The organism is Streptomyces sp. NPDC046859, from assembly GCF_040645135.1.
Classification (GTDB): domain Bacteria; phylum Actinomycetota; class Actinomycetes; order Streptomycetales; family Streptomycetaceae; genus Streptomyces.
In genome coordinates, this window is record NZ_JBEYXR010000006.1 from 277,492 (window position 1) to 294,713 (window position 17,222).

At 71.2% G+C, this 17,222-nt stretch carries 16 protein-coding genes; 10 read left to right on the forward strand and 6 right to left on the reverse strand.

Going from position 1 to position 17,222, the window contains the following annotated elements; translation table 11 throughout:
• Window positions 1-75: 75 nt before the first annotated feature.
• Window positions 76-513: a DUF3052 domain-containing protein gene (locus ABZ899_RS11785; protein ID WP_055620756.1), complete on the reverse strand. Its 438-nt coding sequence runs from the start codon at window positions 511-513 to the stop codon at window positions 76-78.
• 363 nt (window positions 514-876) lie between these two features.
• On the opposite strand from ABZ899_RS11785, the gene aceE reads away from it, so the two are divergent.
• Entirely contained in the window at window positions 877-3,624 is a 2,748-nt protein-coding gene (gene aceE / locus ABZ899_RS11790) for a pyruvate dehydrogenase (acetyl-transferring), homodimeric type (RefSeq protein ID WP_361344359.1), read from the forward strand.
• Window positions 3,625-3,785: 161 nt separating this feature from the next.
• Here the strand turns inward: aceE and ABZ899_RS11795 are convergent, their stop codons facing one another.
• Both ABZ899_RS11795 and ABZ899_RS11800 read right to left on the reverse strand, forming a co-directional pair.
• The gene (locus tag ABZ899_RS11795; RefSeq protein ID WP_361344362.1) at window positions 3,786-4,091 is read right to left on the reverse strand and encodes a small hydrophobic protein; all 306 of its coding nucleotides are present in this window, start codon (window positions 4,089-4,091) and stop codon (window positions 3,786-3,788) included.
• A gap of 270 nt (window positions 4,092-4,361) precedes the next feature.
• Window positions 4,362-5,981, reverse strand: a complete 1,620-nt coding sequence (locus ABZ899_RS11800) for an MFS transporter (protein WP_361344365.1) — start codon at window positions 5,979-5,981, stop codon at window positions 4,362-4,364.
• 66 nt (window positions 5,982-6,047) lie between these two features.
• Between ABZ899_RS11800 and ABZ899_RS11805 the strand changes: the two genes are divergently transcribed.
• From ABZ899_RS11805 to ABZ899_RS11815, 3 genes are all read left to right on the forward strand, one after another.
• Window positions 6,048-6,674 carry a TetR family transcriptional regulator gene (locus ABZ899_RS11805; protein ID WP_361344368.1) on the forward strand — a complete coding sequence of 209 codons (627 nt, stop codon included), beginning with the start codon at window positions 6,048-6,050 and terminating at the stop codon, window positions 6,672-6,674.
• A 93-nt stretch (window positions 6,675-6,767) separates the two neighbouring features.
• Complete coding sequence (locus ABZ899_RS11810; RefSeq protein WP_361344371.1) at window positions 6,768-7,985, forward strand: alpha/beta hydrolase; 1,218 nt, start codon at window positions 6,768-6,770, stop codon at window positions 7,983-7,985.
• 67 nt (window positions 7,986-8,052) lie between these two features.
• A complete protein-coding gene (locus ABZ899_RS11815; RefSeq protein WP_361344374.1) occupies window positions 8,053-8,901 on the forward strand; it encodes a DUF4429 domain-containing protein in 849 nt (282 codons plus the stop codon).
• Between the two features lie 6 nt (window positions 8,902-8,907).
• Here ABZ899_RS11815 and ABZ899_RS11820 read toward each other — a convergent pair whose 3' ends face one another.
• Together ABZ899_RS11820 and ABZ899_RS11825 are read right to left on the reverse strand one after the other, a co-directional pair.
• Window positions 8,908-9,921, reverse strand: a complete 1,014-nt coding sequence (locus ABZ899_RS11820; RefSeq protein ID WP_361344376.1) for an aldo/keto reductase — start codon at window positions 9,919-9,921, stop codon at window positions 8,908-8,910.
• Window positions 9,918-10,400, reverse strand: a complete 483-nt coding sequence (locus ABZ899_RS11825) for a MerR family transcriptional regulator (protein WP_361344378.1) — start codon at window positions 10,398-10,400, stop codon at window positions 9,918-9,920. The genes ABZ899_RS11820 and ABZ899_RS11825 overlap by 4 nt, the downstream gene beginning before the upstream one ends.
• A gap of 152 nt (window positions 10,401-10,552) precedes the next feature.
• On the opposite strand from ABZ899_RS11825, the gene ABZ899_RS11830 reads away from it, so the two are divergent.
• Window positions 10,553-11,368, forward strand: coding sequence for a serine hydrolase domain-containing protein (locus tag ABZ899_RS11830; RefSeq protein WP_361344381.1), 816 nt, complete (start codon window positions 10,553-10,555; stop codon window positions 11,366-11,368).
• A gap of 106 nt (window positions 11,369-11,474) precedes the next feature.
• Here ABZ899_RS11830 and ABZ899_RS11835 read toward each other — a convergent pair whose 3' ends face one another.
• Window positions 11,475-12,128, reverse strand: coding sequence for a pirin family protein (locus ABZ899_RS11835; RefSeq protein ID WP_361344629.1), 654 nt, complete (start codon window positions 12,126-12,128; stop codon window positions 11,475-11,477).
• Between the two features lie 84 nt (window positions 12,129-12,212).
• Between ABZ899_RS11835 and fasR the strand changes: the two genes are divergently transcribed.
• From fasR to fabF, 5 genes are all read left to right on the forward strand, one after another.
• The gene (fasR, locus tag ABZ899_RS11840) at window positions 12,213-13,418 is read left to right on the forward strand and encodes a fatty acid biosynthesis transcriptional regulator FasR (RefSeq protein ID WP_361344384.1); all 1,206 of its coding nucleotides are present in this window, start codon (window positions 12,213-12,215) and stop codon (window positions 13,416-13,418) included.
• Between the two features lie 89 nt (window positions 13,419-13,507).
• A complete protein-coding gene (locus ABZ899_RS11845; protein ID WP_361344387.1) occupies window positions 13,508-14,419 on the forward strand; it encodes an ACP S-malonyltransferase in 912 nt (303 codons plus the stop codon).
• Window positions 14,420-14,434: 15 nt separating this feature from the next.
• On the forward strand, window positions 14,435-15,436 hold the full coding sequence (locus tag ABZ899_RS11850; RefSeq protein WP_361344390.1) for a ketoacyl-ACP synthase III: 1,002 nt from the start codon (window positions 14,435-14,437) through the stop codon (window positions 15,434-15,436).
• Between the two features lie 110 nt (window positions 15,437-15,546).
• Window positions 15,547-15,795 (forward strand): acyl carrier protein, encoded by a 249-nt coding sequence (locus tag ABZ899_RS11855; protein WP_030040115.1) that lies wholly within the window; start codon window positions 15,547-15,549, stop codon window positions 15,793-15,795.
• 85 nt (window positions 15,796-15,880) lie between these two features.
• Window positions 15,881-17,152 (forward strand): beta-ketoacyl-ACP synthase II, encoded by a 1,272-nt coding sequence (gene fabF, locus ABZ899_RS11860; RefSeq protein ID WP_361344394.1) that lies wholly within the window; start codon window positions 15,881-15,883, stop codon window positions 17,150-17,152.
• Window positions 17,153-17,222 lie beyond the last annotated feature (70 nt).

A 17,222-nucleotide genomic window follows, 5' to 3' on the forward strand; every position in this document is an offset into this window, starting at 1 on the left:
CCCTACGCAGGGCCCACCGGGGGCCGCACAGAAGGCCGGGCCGGACCCTGGGGTCCGGCCCGGCTCAGCCACCGGTTACTTCTTGGACTTCGCGGCCTTGGGCGTCACCAGCCGGCTGCCGCTCCAGTCCTTGCCGACGCTGACGCTCTTGGACGCCGACAGACCCGCCGTGGTCGCGGCTTCAGAGATGTCGCTGGGCTCCACGTAGCCGTCACGGCCCGTCTTCGGTGTCAGGAGAAGGATCGAGCCACCCTCCTCGATGTACGTGGTGGCGTCCACCAGCGCATCCGTCAGGTCGCCGTCCTCGTCGCGGAACCACAGCACCACGGCGTCGGCGACGTCGTCGTACTCCTCGTCCACCAGCTCGCTGCCGATGACTTCCTCGATGGCCTCGCGGAGCTCCTGGTCGACGTCGTCGTCGAAGCCGATCTCCTGGACCACCTGCTCGGGCTGGAACCCCAGCCTGACGGCAGGGCTCGTCCGCTCCTCCGCGTGGTCCGCGGTCGCGCTCACGGGTTGCCTCCTGATCATGTCTTGGGAATAACTCAGCCACGCGCGTGCGCGAAGCATTGGCCGTAGTCCACACGGGCGGGGCGGATCGCGCAAGTACCCGGCCGTCCGGACCGCCGAAACGGTGACGATCCGGAACGTGTCACCGCAACTCCTGGCACACGAACTTGGCTCCGTGGTGACGTGCACCACACCAATGTGCCCCCTTTGTGAGTTTGGGAACCCTTCAGAGGCACTCGACCGTTGTCCAGACCCCGGTTACCCAGCAGTAGAGATGACGTCCGGTCCCCCGAGGTACACGATGGGGAGCGGTGCAGCGCACCCAGAAACTCCAGAAACACGGCCCTCTGACAGGTAAGGACCAGCGTGGCTTCCGGTTCAGATCGCAACCCGATCATCATTGGCGGCCTTCCGAGTCAGGTTCCTGACTTCGATCCCGAGGAAACCCAGGAGTGGCTCGACTCCCTCGACGCCGCCGTGGACGAGCGCGGCCGGGAGCGGGCCCGCTATCTGATGCTGCGCCTGATCGAGCGGGCCCGCGCGAGGCGCGTCGCGGTCCCCGAGATGCGCAGCACGGACTACGTCAACACGATCGCCACCAAGGACGAGCCGTTCTTCCCGGGCAACGAGGAGATCGAGCGCAGGATCCTGAACGCGACCCGGTGGAACGCCGCGGTCATGGTGTCCCGGGCCCAGCGCCCCGGCATCGGCGTCGGCGGCCACATCGCCACGTTCGCCTCCTCCGCCTCCCTGTACGACGTGGGCTTCAACCACTTCTTCCGCGGCAAGGACGAGGGCGACGGCGGCGACCAGGTCTTCTTCCAGGGGCACGCCTCGCCGGGCATCTACGCGCGCGCCTTCCTGCTGGACCGCCTCAGCGAGCAGAACCTGGACGCCTTCCGCCAGGAGAAGTCCAAGGCGCCGTACGGCCTGTCGTCGTACCCGCACCCGCGGCTGATGCCGGACTTCTGGGAGTTCCCGACCGTCTCCATGGGCCTCGGCCCGATCGGCGCGATCTACCAGGCGCGGATGAACCGCTACATGGAGGCCCGCGGCATCGCGGACACCTCCAAGTCGCACGTGTGGGCGTTCCTCGGCGACGGCGAGATGGACGAGCCGGAGTCGCTGGGCCAGCTGTCCATCGCCGCGCGCGAGGGTCTGGACAACCTGACGTTCGTGGTGAACTGCAATCTGCAGCGCCTGGACGGCCCCGTCCGGGGCAACGGCAAGGTGATCCAGGAACTGGAGTCGATCTTCCGCGGCGCCGGCTGGAACGTGATCAAGCTGATCTGGGACCGCTCCTGGGATCCGCTGCTCGCGCAGGACCGCGACGGCCTGCTGGTCAACCGGATGAACACCACGCCGGACGGGCAGTTCCAGACGTACGCCACCGAGACCGGCGCGTACATCCGCGACCACTTCTTCGGCGACGACCAGCGGCTGCGGGCCATGGTCGAGGGCATGACCGACGACCAGATCCTGCACCTGGGCCGCGGCGGTCACGACCATCGCAAGATCTACGCGGCGTTCTCGGCGGCCAAGGCGCACAAGGGCCAGCCGACGGTGATCCTCGCCAAGACGGTCAAGGGCTGGACCCTCGGCCCGAACTTCGAGGGCCGCAACGCCACGCACCAGATGAAGAAGCTGACGGTCGACGACCTCAAGCGCTTCCGCGACCGGCTGCACCTGCCGATCGCCGACAAGGAGCTGGAGGGCGGCCTCCCGCCGTACTACCACCCGGGGCGCGACTCCGAGGAGATCCAGTACATGCACGACCGCCGCAAGGGCCTCGGCGGTTATGTGCCCACCCGTGTCGTGCGGTCGAAGCCGCTGGCCCTGCCGGACGACAAGACGTACGCGACCGTGAAGAAGGGCTCGGGTCAGCAGTCGATCGCCACGACCATGGCGTTCGTCCGCCTCCTGAAGGACCTCATGCGGGACAAGGAGATCGGCAGGCGGTTCGTGCTGATCGCGCCGGACGAGTACCGCACGTTCGGCATGGACTCGTTCTTCCCGAGTGCGAAGATCTACAACCCGCTCGGGCAGCAGTACGAGTCGGTGGACCGGGACCTGCTGCTCGCCTACAAGGAGTCCCCGCAGGGCCAGATGCTGCACGACGGCATCTCGGAGGCGGGCTGCACCGCCTCGCTGATCGCGGCGGGCTCGGCGTACGCCACGCACGGCGAGCCGCTGATCCCGGTGTACGTCTTCTACTCGATGTTCGGCTTCCAGCGCACCGGTGACCAGTTCTGGCAGATGGCGGACCAGATGGCACGCGGTTTCGTTCTGGGCGCCACCGCCGGGCGTACGACCCTGACCGGCGAGGGACTGCAGCACGCGGACGGGCACTCGCAGCTCCTCGCCTCGACCAACCCGGGTTGTGTCGCCTACGACCCGGCGTACGGCTACGAGATCGCGCACATCGTCCAGGACGGCCTGCGCCGGATGTACGGAGGCGACGCCGAGCACCCCCACGGCGAGGACGTCTTTTACTACCTGACCGTCTACAACGAGCCCATCCAGCACCCGGCCGAGCCCGCGGACGTCGACGTCGAGGGCATCCTCAAGGGCGTGTACCGGCTGAGCGAGGGCACCGCGGGCTCGGTGCCGGCGCAGATCATGGCGTCCGGTGTGGCCGTGCCGTGGGCCCTGGAGGCGCAGAAGATCCTCGCCGAGGAGTGGGACGTCAAGGCGGACATCTGGTCGGCGACCTCCTGGAACGAGCTGCGGCGCGAGGCGGTGGCCTGCGAGGAGCACAACCTGCTGCACCCGGAGGAGGAGCAGCGCGTGCCCTTTGTGACGCGCAAGCTGAGCGGTGCCGAGGGGCCGTTCGTGGCCGTCTCCGACTGGATGCGGTCGGTGCCGGACCAGATCGCCCGCTGGGTGCCGGGCGCGTACCAGTCCCTGGGTGCCGACAGCTTCGGCTTCTCGGACACGCGGGGCGCGGCGCGGCGGTTCTTCCACATCGACGCGCAGTCGATCGTGCTGGCGGTGCTCACCGAGCTGGCCAAGGCGGGCAAGGTGGACCGCTCGGCCCTGAAGCAGGCCATCGACCGGTACCAGCTGCTCGACGTGACGGCGGCGGACCCGGGTGCGGCCGGGGGCGACGCCTAGGGACGGCAGAGCGACGGGGTGGGGCGCCCCGCGGGTGATCCGCGGGGCGCCCCACCCCGTCCTCATGTACGGAGTCGTCAGGTACGGAAGGGAACATCGGGGCGCCGGGTGACCGGCCGGCATGGCCGTTCACGGCGGCGGCCGCCGTGGGGCCGGGCGGGTCAGGCCAGGCCGATGCCCGGGGTGGCCGCGCCCGCCAGCCAGATGATCGCCAGCAGGGTGTCGATCGCGCCCAGGACCAGCGCCACCAGGGCGGGGGCCGGGCGGGCTCCCGACCATGAGCGGCCCATGGCCAGCCAGCCGCAGACGATCGCCACCGGGCCGAGAACGATGCCCAGTACGAAGAATCCGGCGATCGCGCAGATGGCTCCGACGATTCCCAGCGTCGCGCGATCCGGCCCGGTCCGTGACCACGTCCGGCCACGTGAGCGGGGGTACCTGCGCGTGCCGTGTCCGAAGCCCGCCATCGTCAACTCCCTGGTTCGGCGTTGGACTTGACGAGTAACCGCTGGGGCCGACTTCATGCCCGCGCGGACCGGACCGTCGGCGCGCTGTCCCCCTCCGGCAGCGCGCCGCCGGCCGCGGTCCCCCTCCCCGGCGGCGTCCACCTGCCCGAGGACCATGCCGTACGGAGGGCTTGACTTACTGTCACCTGCGGGGCCCGACGAGGGGAGGGATCCGCGGCGTTGTCACCCTGATGAGGGAACTCCCGCCACGGACCCCTCGGTTCGCCCGCGTCAGATGTGCGCCGCGCCCGCGCCGGCGCCGGCGTTCTCGCCCTTCTTGGTGAGGAAGGCGACGAGGACGGCGACGACGGCGACCCCGGCCGCGACCAGGGAGGCCGCGCTCATGCCGGAGATGAAGGTCTCGTGGGCCACGTCCGCGATCTTCCCGGCGATCGCCTCGGGGGTGCCCGGAGGAACGGGGGCGCCGCCCTTCTGCACGGCGGTCGCCGCCCCTTCGAGTTGCTCGGGGGTCAGCGGCGGCAGTCCGGCGCCCGTCCAGTTGCCCGGGAGGTCGTTGTCGACCTTCGAGGCCATGACGGCACCCAGCACCGCCGTACCGAGGCTTCCGCCGACCTGCATCGCGGACTGCTGCAGACCGCCGGCGACACCGGACAGCTCCAGCGGCGCGTTGCCCACGATGACCTCGGTGGCGCCGACCATGACGGGGGCGAGACCCAGGCCCAGCAAGGCGAACCAGAGCGACATCACGGCGCTCGCGGTGTCCGTGTCGAGCGTCGACATGCCGTACATGGCGAGGGCGGTGAGGGCCATGCCGCCCGCCAGCGGGATGCGCGGGCCGACCTTGGTGATCATGGCGCCCGCGAGCGGGGAGCCGACGATCATCATGCCGGTGAGGGGCAGCAGGTGCAGACCGGCGTCGACCGGACCCAGGCCGCGGACACCCTGCAGGTAGAAGGTGACGAAGAACAGGCCGCCCATGAAGGAGATGGCCATCAGGACCATCAGCACCACACCGGCGGACAGCGGGACCGAGCGGAAGAGGCCCAGCGGGATGAGCGGCTCCTTGACCTTCGTCTCCCAGAAGGCGAAGAACCCGAAACTGGCGAGCGAGCCGATGATGAAGGCCCAGACACCGGTGTCGCCCCAGCCCCACTCCGGAGCCTTGATGATGGCCCAGACGAGGCAGAAGACCGCGGCGGACAGCGCGGCGATGCCGAGCAGGTCGAAGGAGCGCGGCGCGTTCTCCGCGCGGTGATCGAGCAGGATCCACACGCCGAGCGCGACGGCGAGGACGCCGACCGGCACGTTGATGAAGAAGACCGACTGCCAGCTGACGTGCTCGACGAGGACACCGCCGAGGATCGGGCCGCCGGCGGTGGAGGCGCCGATGACCATGCCCCAGATGCCGATGGCCATGTTGAGCTTCTCGGCCGGGAAGGTCGCGCGCAGCAGGCCGAGCGCGGCCGGCATCAGCAGGGCGCCGAACAGTCCCTGGAAGACACGGAAGACGATGACCATCGTGATGCCCTGGGACAGCCCGATGGCGGCCGACGAGGCGGCGAAGCCCGCCACGCCGATCAGGAAGGTCTGGCGGTGCCCGAACCGGTCGCCGAGCTTGCCCGCGGTGATCAGGGAGACCGCCAGCGCGAGGAAGTACGCGTTGGTGATCCACTGCAGATCGGACCAGGTGGCTTTGAGGTCCTCGCCGATGGCGGGGTTGGCGATGGCCACGATGGTGCCGTCGAGGGCCACCATCATGACCCCCACTGCGACGGTGATGAGCGTGAGCCAGGGGTGTCCGCGCATCCCCTTGGCCGACGTCGCGTCCGAGGAGACCGCCGGCGCGTCGCCCCCCGACCCCGTCGTGTCGATGGTGGTCTGACTAGTCATGTGTTCGAGGCTAGTGACAGTCACTGACAATTGACAAACCGATTCACAAGTCGGTAACTGACACCTATGGAAACGTTGCGCGAACGCAAGAAACAGCGCACCCGGGAAGCGCTGCTGCGTACCGCGCTGGAGCTCTTCACGACACGGGGGTACGAGGACACCACCGTCGACGACATCGCCGGCGCGGTCGATGTGTCGCAGCGCACGTTCTTCCGGTACTTCGCGGGCAAGGAGGAGGCCGCCCTCGCGCTGCAGGAGATGACGGAGACGCACTTCCTGCGGGCGGTGCGCGCCCGGCCGCCGCACGAGGCGCCGATGGAGGCGCTGCGGCAGGCCGTCCTGGACAGCTGGGACACCCTCAGCGAGGTGGTCGAGTCCGTGGTGCCGGTGGAGGTGTTCCTGCGCATGTACCAGGTCATCGAGTCGACGCCGGTCCTGCTCGCCGCCCATCTGCGGCGCTCGCTGGAGACCGAGGAGGCGATCGCGCGGGTGCTGGCCGAACGCGAGGGGGTCGACATCGACGCGGACCCGCGGCCGCGGCTGGCCGTGGCCGTGTTCGGCGGGGTGATGCGGCTGACGGAACGCCGGTGGTGCACCGGCGGGGACACGAGCCTGGACGCCATACGGGCGTTGACGGAGCGGTACCTGGAACAGGTCGGTCCGGCCCTCACCGGGAGCTGGCGAACAGCCTGAGACGGTCGGCCCGTTCACGACACCTTGATCCAAACGTGATCCGTGTCACTTGGTTAACGCGAGACCCTCTCGTTCTCCTAGTGTGTCCTCCCAGTGACTTCCTTCGACACCACCCCGCAACTGAACGTCTGGCGCGCTCTGCTCGCACTGGGCGTCGTGTTCGTGATGCTGGCGACCACGGGCTGGACCGCGCTGCGGCACGAACGCGGCACCGCCCCGCTCGAAGCCTCGCTCAGCGCCTGGGAGCAGGGCAGTCTCGCCGGGCACCGGCTTCCGGCGGCGGACTCCTCCCCCGCCCGGCTCGCCTCGTTCTTCGCCTCCCTCACCGAGCACCAGCGTTCGGATCTCGTACGCCGCTATCCGCTCGCGGTCGGCAACATGAACGGCGCCCCGGTCGACCTGCGGTACCGCGCCAACCGCGTCGCGCTCCGCGAGGCGCGTGAGGTCGAGCACAAGCGCGTGCACGACAGCGGTCTCACGCCGGACGGGCAGCGCGAGGCGGCACACCGCGAGGAGCGCTTCGGGTCGCTGCTGCGCTCCGACCGCCAGATCCTCGCCTTCGACCCGGCCGGCACCGGACGGGCCGCGGAGGTCTTCGGCGACCTGGACCGGGCCGAGCGGGTCTCGGTCGTCGTCCCCGGCGTCGACACCGACGTGCTCACCTTCCAGCGCACGCACCGCAGGTACTCGGCCCCGGTCGGCATGGCCCGGTCGCTCTACGACGCCGAGCGGCGGGCCGCCCCCTCGACGCGTACGGCCGTCATCGCCTGGGCCGACTACACCGCGCCCGGCGGTCTCGGGCTGGACTCGGCGACCGCGACGCGCGCCGCCGACGGGGCCGTACGGCTGAACGCGCTGGTGCGGGCGCTGCCGGGCCGGTCGCCCGTCTCGCTGTTCTGCCACAGCTACGGCTCGGTGCTGTGCGGCCTGGCCGCGCGCGGACTGCCGGGACGGGTCACCGACATAGCGGTGGCGGGCAGTCCCGGTATGCGGGTGGAGCGGGTCTCGCAGCTGCGCACGTCCGCGCACGTGTGGGCGATGCGGGACGCCGACGACTGGGTGCAGGACGTGCCGTATCTGGAGCTCGGCGGCCTCGGGCACGGCGAGGACCCGGTGTCCTCGGTGTTCGGCGCGCGGGTGCTGTCGGCGCGGGACGCGAAGGGGCACAGCGGCTACTTCGAGCCCGGCACGGAGAGCGTGACGAACTTCGCGGAGATCGGGGTGGGCGCGTACGAGTCGGTGCGGTGCGCCGACGGCACCGTCGGGTGCCGTGCGGGCCTGTCGGACGCCGCTCCGGCCGGACGCGCGTAGAGACGGAAGGAACTGCGGTGTGCGCGGGGTGGGGACGGAGGAACACGTGCCGCATACGATGAGCCGCATGGGTGACGTACTGGCCGGATTTCATGCCGCCTGGGAGTTCGAGTCCGACTCCGTGCTCATCCGCTACGAACGGGGCCTCAGAACACCGAAGCTGTTCCAGGCCCTCGGGGAGCGCCGCGTCCCCTACCGGGCGATCGCCGACGCGACGCTGACGCCGGGCAGACGCGGGACCGTGGTGCTGCGGCTCGAACTGCGCGCGGGCGCCGATCCGTTGCTGGCGGCGGCCGCCGGGCAGCTGAAGGAGGGCAGCGACCCGTACCGGCTGGTGCTGCCGGCCGAGCGCGAGACGCTCGCCGAGTACTACCGCGACGAGGTGCGGGACCGGCTGACCGACTCCGGCGCGGTCGAGGACTTCCTCGTGGGCGCGCCCGAGGCGCCGTTGCAGTTCAAGGCATATGACGGAAAAGCCTCGTTCGACGGGAAAATCGTCCATTTCAGGTGGTTCTGGACGGGTGCGTCCTCGGCGAAGTGGAAGGCCGGCGACCAGAGTTTCCCGCTGGCCGAGCTGAGCGGTGTCGAATGGCGCTCGCCCGAGGTCTTCGAGGGGCATCTGCGACTGCTGCGGCAGGACTCGGCACAGCAGCCCGCGCAGGCCGACCAGGACCCGGCGGCCGTCGTCTTCGGGCTCGGGTACGGGCCGGTGCACGAGTCGCTGCCGTTCGCCGCGGCCGTGCTCGCGGCGGTCCGCCGGGCCGGACCGGTGGCCGCGCCGCCGGCCGGGGCGGCGCGGCGCGACCCGGCCGACATCGCCGAGCGGATCCGTCATCTCGGCGAGCTGCACCAGGCGGGGCTGGTGACGGACGAGGAGTTCGCCGGCAAGAAGGCGGAACTGCTCGCCGAGCTGTGAGCGCTCCTACTCCCGGCCGGCGGAGGTGAAGGTCATGTCCGCGTAGCGGGTGCCGGCCACCCGCTCCGCCAGCGGCTCCAGCAGGGCCAGTTCGGCCGCGTCCAGTTCGATGCGGGTCGCCGCCGTGTTCTCCTCCACGCGGGACGGCCTGCGCGTGCCGGGGATCGGGACCACGGGGAGGCCGTGCACCGCCGCGCGCTGCTGGACCCAGGCCAGGGCGATCTGGCCGGGCGTCGCGCCCCGGGCCTCGGCGAGGGCGCGGACCGGCTCGAGCAGGGCCGCGTTGGCCGAGGCGTTCTCGCCCGTGTACCGGGGCTGCTGACGGCGGAAGTCGTCGGCGCTCAGCTCCTCGGCGCGGGCGAAGGACCCGGTGAGGAAGCCCCGGCCCAGCGGGGAGTACGGCACCAGGGTCACACCCAGCTCGCGGGCGGCCGGGACGACGCCGGACTCGATGTCCCGGCTGAACAGGGACCACTCGGACTGGACGGCCGCGATCGGGTGCACCGCCTGCGCCTGGCGCAGTTCGCCGGCCGTGACCTCGCTCAGGCCCAGCTGCCGCACCTTGCCCTCGCGGACCAGCTCGGCCATCACGCCGACGGTCTCCTCGATCGGCACCTCCATCTGGCGGCGGTGCATGTAGTAGAGGTCGATGACGTCGACGTCCAGCCGCCTCAGGCTCGCCTCGACGCACTGCCGGATGTACGGCTCGTCGTTGCGGATGGTCCGTTTCGTGAGGTCGTCGGGGTCGATCGCCAGACCGAACTTGGTGGCGATCACCACCTCGTCGCGGTGCGCCTTGAAGAACGGCGCCAGGAACCGCTCGTTCTCACCGCTGCCGTACGCGTCCGCCGTGTCGTACAGCGTGACGCCGAGGTCCAGTGCCCTCTCCAGGGTGGCCCGGGAGGCGTCCGCGTCGACGGGGCCGTACGCGAAGCTCATGCCCATGCAGCCGAGGCCCTGGACGCCCACCTCGGGGCCGTCCGCCCCGAGGCGCGCCGTCGCCGTCCTGCCGTCGCTCATCCGGCCTGCTCCGTGTTCTCGTCCAGGTAGGCCTCCCGTTCGAAGCGGCGGCCCGCGTCGGCATAGAAATTGATCTTCCGGTCGAGCACCGCCAGGGTGTCCCGCAGTTCGGCGATCCGGGCGAGGACGTCGCGGCGGGTCGCCTCCAGCAGCTCGAAGCGCTCGCCGAAGGTGTGGTCGCCCGCGCGCACCAGCTCGGCGTAGCGGACCATGTCGGCGACCGGCATGCCGGTGAGCCGCAGCTTCCCGACGAGGTCGAGCCAGTCCAGGTCCCGATTGCTGTACCGGCGCTGGCCGGTGTGCGAGCGGTCGATGTGCGGCATGAGGCCGATGCGCTCGTACCAGCGCAGGGTGTGGGCCGTCAGGCCGGTGAACGCGACGACCTCGCTGATCGTGTAGCTGTCCTGCCCCTGGGGGCGCCGGTCCGGGCGCGGCGGGGCGGCGCAGCTGTCGGTGCTCGTGGTCTCCATCACCGTCATGCCGTCCACGCTATGGCCTTGGAGTGCGCTCCAGGCAAGCGGAAACGGTGAGAAACGCGTGGCACATGGCGCGATCTCCGTGGCGCCCGGACCCGGACGGGATCGCCTACGCCGTGTCACGGCCCGGGACAGGGAGGCTTAGGCTCGACGGCATGTCGCTGAGCAGCCTCGCACTGATCGAGAACTGGCCTGTTCCCACCGCCGCCGCCGGGGTCGTCCGGGCCGACGGCACGGTCCTCGGTACCCACGGCCCCGTCGGACACCGCTTCCCCCTGGCCTCGGTGACCAAGCCGCTGGCCGCCTACGCGGCCCTGGTCGCCTACGAGGAGGGCGCGATCGAACTCGACGAGCCGGCCGGGCCGGAGGGCTCGACGGTGCGGCATCTGCTCGCGCACACCTCGGGGCTGGCCTTCGACGAGCACCGGGTGACGGCCCCGCCCGGGGAGCGGCGGCTGTACTCCAACGCCGGGTTCGAGCAGCTCGGGGACCACATCGCCAAGGCGACCGACATCCCGTTCGCGGAGTATCTGCGCCAGGCGGTGCTGGAGCCGCTGGGCATGACGGACACCTCGCTGGACGGCTCCCCCGCGAAGGACGGCGTGTCCACGGTCGGGGATCTGCTGCGGTTCGCGGCGGAGGTGCAGGCGCCCCGGCTGCTGGACCCGCGCACGGTCGCTGAGGCGATGACCGTGCAGTACCCGGGCACCAAGGGCGTCCTGCCGGGGTACGGGCACCAGAACCCCAACGACTGGGGGCTGGGCTTCGAGATCCGGGACGGCAAGGCGCCGCACTGGACGGGCGCCGCGTCCTCGCCGCGCACCTTCGGGCACTTCGGCCAGTCGGGGACGTTCCTGTGGATCGACCCGGACGCGGGCGTCGCCTGTGCGGCGCTCGCGGACCGGGCGTTCGGGCCGTGGGCGGCCGAGGCGTGGCCGCCCTTCACGGACGCGGTGCTGGCCGAGGTGTAGCACCGGTCAGCGGCCGGGCGTCAGGATCCCGTCCGGCCGGCGGGGCGTCCACAGCAGCCGGACCACCGTGGCGGCATCCGCCGCCGCGGCCGCTCGCTGACGCCGGTCAGCCGGTCATCTCCCAGACCAGCAGCTCGGCCGGGGTCACCGCGACCGCCTCCAGGTCCGCGGCGCCGGTGACGCGGGCCGCGTCACCCGGGCCCAGCTCCTCCCCGGCCAGCCGCACCTCGCCGCGCGCGACGTGGACGTACAGGTACGCCGCGTCCGGTACGGCCGTCCGCTCCCCCGCCGTGAGCCGCCGTACATGGAGCATCGCGCCGGCCTCGGGGACGGCGTACGGGGTGGAGTCCGCGATGCCGTGGACGATCTCGTACGCCGGGTCGCCGCCCGGGGCCAGGGGCGCCAGCCAGGTCTGCACGAAGGTGAGGGGCACGTCGGCGTCGTTGCGTTCGACGTGCCGGACGCCGCCCGCCGAGCTGAGCCGCTGGACGTCGCCGGGGCGCACCACGGTGGCGTGACCGGTGGAGTCGCGGTGGGTGAGCTCGCCCTCGACCACCCAGGTCACGATCTCGGTGTGGCTGTGCGGGTGCTCGTCGAAGCCGGCGCCGGGCGCGAGCCGCTCCTCGTTGCAGGCGATGACCGCGCCGAAGCGGAGGTTGTCCGGGTCGTAGTGCGGGCCGAAGGAGAAGGCGTGGCGGGAGGTGATGCCCGCGGCCGGATCCCCTCCCGGATAGCGCTCCACGGCGCGCCGTACATCCATCACGGGACCACCGTAGACCCACCGGACAGCCCGCGGGCGACCCTCGGGCACGCGGCGGCGTCCCGATAAGGCAGTCTTGTCCCCGTGCCCGAACCCGTAACCCGAAAGCCCGAAGCCGCCGCGCACGACGTCCACGCCCACGCCGCGACCCTGAAGCGACTGGAGAAGTCCTCCGGTTCGCTCGCCGCGCAGGCCATCGCGCGCATGGACGAGACGCTGCCGTGGTACCGGGCCATGCCCCCGGAGAACCGTTCCTGGATCGGTCTCGTCGCCCAGGCCGGTATCGCCGCGTTCACCGAGTGGTTCCGGCATCCCGACGCGCCGCAGGCGATCTCCACCGACGTCTTCGGCACCGCGCCGCGCGAGCTGACCCGGGCCATCACGCTGCGGCAGACCGTGGAGATGGTGCGCACCACGATCGAGGTCATGGAGTCGGCGATCGACGAGGTCGCGGCGCCCGGCGACGAGAGCGTGCTGCGCGAGGCGCTGCTGGTGTACGCCCGGGAGATCGCCTTCGCCACGGCGCAGGTCTACGCCCAGGCCGCCGAGGCACGCGGTGCCTGGGACGCCCGGCTGGAGTCCCTCGTCGTCAACGCCGTGCTCAGCGGGGAGGCCGACGAGGGGGCCGTCTCCCGGGCGGCCGCGCTCGGCTGGAACTCGCCGGAGCACGTCTGCGTGGTGCTCGGGACCGCGCCGGACGGCGACAGCGAGCTGACGGTGGAGGCGATCCGCAGGGCCGCGCGGCACGCCAAGCTCCAGGTGCTGACGGGGGTGCTCGGGGACCGGCTCGTGGTGATCGCGGGCGGCAGCGACAACCCGCTCGCCGTGGCCAAGTCGCTGATCGGGCCGTACGCGGCCGGACCGGTGGTGGCCGGGCCCGTGGTACCGGACCTGCTGGCCGCCACACGGTCCGCGCAGGCCGCGGCGGCCGGGCTGAAGGCGTGCACGGCCTGGCAGGACGCGCCGCGTCCGGTGCTCGCGGACGATCTCCTCCCGGAGCGCGCCATCGCCGGGGATCCGAGCGCGCGCGAGCAGTTGGTGGAGGAGATCTACAGACCACTGGAGGAGGCGGGGTCGGCGCTGCTGGAGACGCTGTCCGTCTATCTCGAACAGGCGAGCAGTCTGGAGGGCGCGGCCCGGATGCTGTTCGTTCACCCCAATACCGTGCGCTACCGGCTTCGACGTGTGACTGACGTCACCGGTTGGTCACCGTCCGATGTACGCTCCGCCTTCACCCTGCGAATCGCGCTGATCCTGGGGCGTCTGGCCGACGGCGATCTCCAGCTCTAGTCTTTTGTCGGAGGCCCACAAAACCCCCTCGTGTTCTTCGTCCTTGTCCTCACGGGCGGCGTCGGCCGTCCCCAAGAGAGAGTGTGAGAGTGCTCGTACTCGTCGCTCCCGGCCAGGGCGCCCAGACGCCCGGCTTCCTGACCCCCTGGCTCGAACTGCCCGGTGCCGCCGACCGCCTCGGCGCCTGGTCGGACGCCATCGGACTGGACCTCGCCCACTACGGGACGCAGGCCGACGCCGACGCCATCCGGGACACCGCGGTGGCCCAGCCGCTGCTGGTGGCGGCCGGCATCCTGTCCGCCGCGGCACTCGGTGACATCGTCCCCGGTGCCGTCGCCGGCCACAGCGTCGGTGAGATCACCGCGGCCGCCTACGCGGGCGTCCTCGACGACACCGCCGCGCTGACCCTCGTGCGCAAGCGCGGCCTGGCGATGGCCGAGGCCGCCGCGATCACCGAGACCGGCATGTCGGCGCTGCTCGGCGGCGACCCCGAGGTCAGCGTCGCGCACCTGCAGAAGCTGGGCCTGACCCCGGCCAACATGAACGGCGCCGGGCAGATCGTGGCCGCCGGCACCATGGAGCAGCTGGCCGCGCTCAACGACGACAAGCCCGAGGGCGTGCGCAAGGTCGTCCCGCTGAAGGTCGCCGGCGCGTTCCACACGCACCACATGGGCCCGGCCGTGGACAAGCTGGCCGAGGCCGCCAAGGAGCTCGTCTCCGCCGACCCGAAGGTCGCCTACGTCTCCAACAAGGACGGCAAGGCGCTCACCACCGGCGCCGAGGTGCTGGAGCGCCTCGTCGGCCAGGTCGCCAACCCGGTCCGCTGGGACCTGTGCATGGAGACCTTCAAGGAACTCGGCGTGACGGCCCTGATCGAGGCGTGCCCCGGTGGCACGCTGACCGGACTGGCCAAGCGCGCCCTGCCGGGCGTGAAGACCCTGGCGCTGAAGACCCCCGACGATCTCGACGCTGCTCGCGAGCTCGTCGCAGAGCACGCCTGACAAGGAGCCCGGAGCATGGCGAAGCTGAAGCCCAGCAAGGGCGCCCCGTACGCCCGCATCCTGGGCGTGGGCGGGTACCGGCCCACACGGGTGGTGCCCAACGAGGTGATCCTGGAGACGATCGACTCGTCCGACGAGTGGATCCGTTCGCGCTCCGGCATCCAGACGCGGCACTGGGCGAACGACGAGGAGACCGTCGCCGCGATGTCGATCGAGGCGTCCGGCAAGGCGATCGCCGACGCCGGCATCTCGGCCGAGCAGATCGGCGGGGTGATCGTCTCGACCGTCTCGCACTTCAAGCAGACGCCGGCGGTCGCCACGGAGATCGCCGACAAGCTCGGCACGAACAAGGCCGCCGCCTTCGACATCTCGGCCGGCTGCGCGGGCTTCGGCTACGGTCTCACCCTCGCCAAGGGCATGATCGTCGAGGGTTCCGCGGAGTACGTCCTGGTGATCGGCGTGGAGCGGCTGAGCGACCTCACCGACCTGGAGGACCGGGCCACGGCCTTCCTGTTCGGCGACGGCGCCGGCGCGGTCGTGGTGGGCCCCTCCGAGGAGCCGCACATCGGCCCGACGGTGTGGGGCTCCGAGGGCGACAAGTCCGAGACCATCAAGCAGACCGTGCCGTGGACGGACTACCGCGACGGCGAGGTCGAGAAGTTCCCCGCGATCACGCAGGAGGGTCAGGCGGTCTTCCGCTGGGCCGTGTTCGAGATGGCGAAGGTCGCCCAGCAGGCGCTGGACGCGGCCGGGATCAGCCCGGACGACCTGGACGTCTTCATCCCGCACCAGGCCAACGAGCGGATCATCGACTCGATGGTGAAGACTCTCAAGCTGCCGGAACACGTGACGGTCGCCCGTGACGTGCGCACCACCGGCAACACCTCGGCCGCCTCGATCCCGCTCGCGATGGAGCGGCTCCTGGCGACCGGCGAGGCGAAGAGCGGCGACACCGCGCTCGTCATCGGATTCGGGGCGGGTCTCGTCTACGCCGCCACGGTCGTTACTCTCCCCTAGGCACTTCGTGCCGGATCATGTGAACCGGCACGGGACGCGCACCACCTGCCGCTCGTGCGGCGGGCGCCCAACCCTCTGAAGAACCTGAACAACAACGAAGGAGCGCCACCATGGCCGCCACTCAGGAAGAGATCGTCGCCGGTCTCGCCGACATCGTGAACGAGATCGCCGGCATCCCGGTCGAGGACGTCCAGCTGGACAAGTCCTTCACCGACGACCTGGACGTCGACTCGCTGTCCATGGTCGAGGTCGTCGTCGCCGCCGAGGAGCGCTTCGACGTGAAGATCCCCGACGAGGACGTCAAGAACCTCAAGACCGTCGGCGACGCGACCGAATACATCCTCAAGCACCAGGGCTGATCCACCGACCGGCCCCTGGGCCGACTGCCCCGCCACCCGGCGGTGGCGCCGCTGAATCCTCGTATCCGTTGGAGAAAGAATTCCCGTGAGCCCGACCAATCGCACCGTGGTCGTCACCGGTATCGGCGCAACCACACCGCTGGGTGGCGACGCAGCCTCTACCTGGGAGGGCCTGGTCGCCGGACGTTCCGGCGTCAAGCCCCTGGAGCAGGAGTGGGCCGCCGACCAGGCGGTCCGTATCGCCGCGACGGTCGCCGTGGAGCCCACCGAGGTCATCCCCCGGCCGCAGGCCCGCCGCCTGGACCGCTCGGCGCAGTTCGCCCTGATCGCAGCCCAGGAGGCGTGGAAGGACGCCGGGTTCGAGGCCAGGGCCGGTGAGGACCCGAACGTCGACCCCGACCGCCTGGGCGCGGTCATCGCCTCCGGCATCGGCGGCGTGACGACGCTGCTCGACCAGTACGACGTGCTGAAGGAGAAGGGCGTCCGCCGCGTCTCCCCGCACACCGTCCCCATGCTGATGCCGAACGGCCCCTCCGCCAACGTCGGTCTGGCCGTGGGCGCCCGCGCGGGCGTGCACACGCCGGTGTCGGCGTGCGCCTCGGGCGCCGAGGCCATCGGTTACGCCATCGAGATGATCCGCAGCGGCCGTGCCGACGTCGTGATCGCGGGCGGCACGGAGGCGGCCATCCACCCGCTGCCGATCGCCGCGTTCGGCAACATGATGGCGATGTCCAAGAACAACGAGGACCCGCAGGGCGCGTCGCGTCCCTACGACGTCGCCCGGGACGGCTTCGTCCTCGGCGAGGGCGCCGGCGTGATCGTCCTGGAGTCCGCCGAGCACGCCGCGAAGCGCGGTGCCCGCGTGTACGCCGAGGCGGTCGGGCAGGGCATCTCCGCCGACGCGCACGACATCGTGCAGCCGGAGCCGGAGGGCCGCGGCATCTCGCACGCCCTGCAGAACCTGCTGGACCGCACCGACCTGGACCCGGCGGAGATCGTGCACGTCAACGCGCACGCCACGTCGACCCCGGCCGGTGACATCGCCGAACTGAAGGCGCTGCGCAAGGTCTTCGGCGACGACGCCGACCACATGGCCGTCTCCGCCACCAAGTCGATGACGGGGCACCTGCTGGGCGGTGCCGGCGGTGTCGAGAGCGTCGCGACCGTGCTGGCGCTCTACCACCGGGTGGCCCCGCCGACCATCAACGTGGAGAACCTCGATCCGGAGGCGGAGGCGAACGCCGACGTGGTCCGCGGCGAGGCCCGCAAGCTGCCCGTGGAGGGCCGTATCGCCGCGCTGAACGACTCGTTCGGCTTCGGCGGGCACAACGTGGTCCTGGCGTTCCGGACGGTCTGAGCGACCCCCGTACGCACGGGAAGGGCCCCCGCCTTCGAGGCGGGGGCCCTTTCGTGTGCCCGGAGGTGAG

Bases quoted from the DNA above. Each gene is read 5' to 3' on its own strand.
- ABZ899_RS11795 (WP_361344362.1), bottom strand. From the start codon at position 4,091: ATGGCGGGCTTCGGACACGGCACGCGCAGGTACCCCCGCTCACGTGGC.
- ABZ899_RS11800 (WP_361344365.1), bottom strand. From the start codon at position 5,981: ATGACTAGTCAGACCACCATCGACACGACGGGGTCGGGGGGCGACGCG.
- ABZ899_RS11805 (WP_361344368.1), top strand. From the start codon at position 6,048: ATGGAAACGTTGCGCGAACGCAAGAAACAGCGCACCCGGGAAGCGCTG.
- ABZ899_RS11815 (WP_361344374.1), top strand. From the start codon at position 8,053: ATGGGTGACGTACTGGCCGGATTTCATGCCGCCTGGGAGTTCGAGTCC.
- ABZ899_RS11820 (WP_361344376.1), bottom strand. From the start codon at position 9,921: ATGAGCGACGGCAGGACGGCGACGGCGCGCCTCGGGGCGGACGGCCCC.
- ABZ899_RS11825 (WP_361344378.1), bottom strand. From the start codon at position 10,400: ATGACGGTGATGGAGACCACGAGCACCGACAGCTGCGCCGCCCCGCCG.
- ABZ899_RS11830 (WP_361344381.1), top strand. From the start codon at position 10,553: ATGTCGCTGAGCAGCCTCGCACTGATCGAGAACTGGCCTGTTCCCACC.
- ABZ899_RS11835 (WP_361344629.1), bottom strand. From the start codon at position 12,128: ATGGATGTACGGCGCGCCGTGGAGCGCTATCCGGGAGGGGATCCGGCC.
- ABZ899_RS11850 (WP_361344390.1), top strand. From the start codon at position 14,435: ATGGCGAAGCTGAAGCCCAGCAAGGGCGCCCCGTACGCCCGCATCCTG.
- ABZ899_RS11855 (WP_030040115.1), top strand. From the start codon at position 15,547: ATGGCCGCCACTCAGGAAGAGATCGTCGCCGGTCTCGCCGACATCGTG.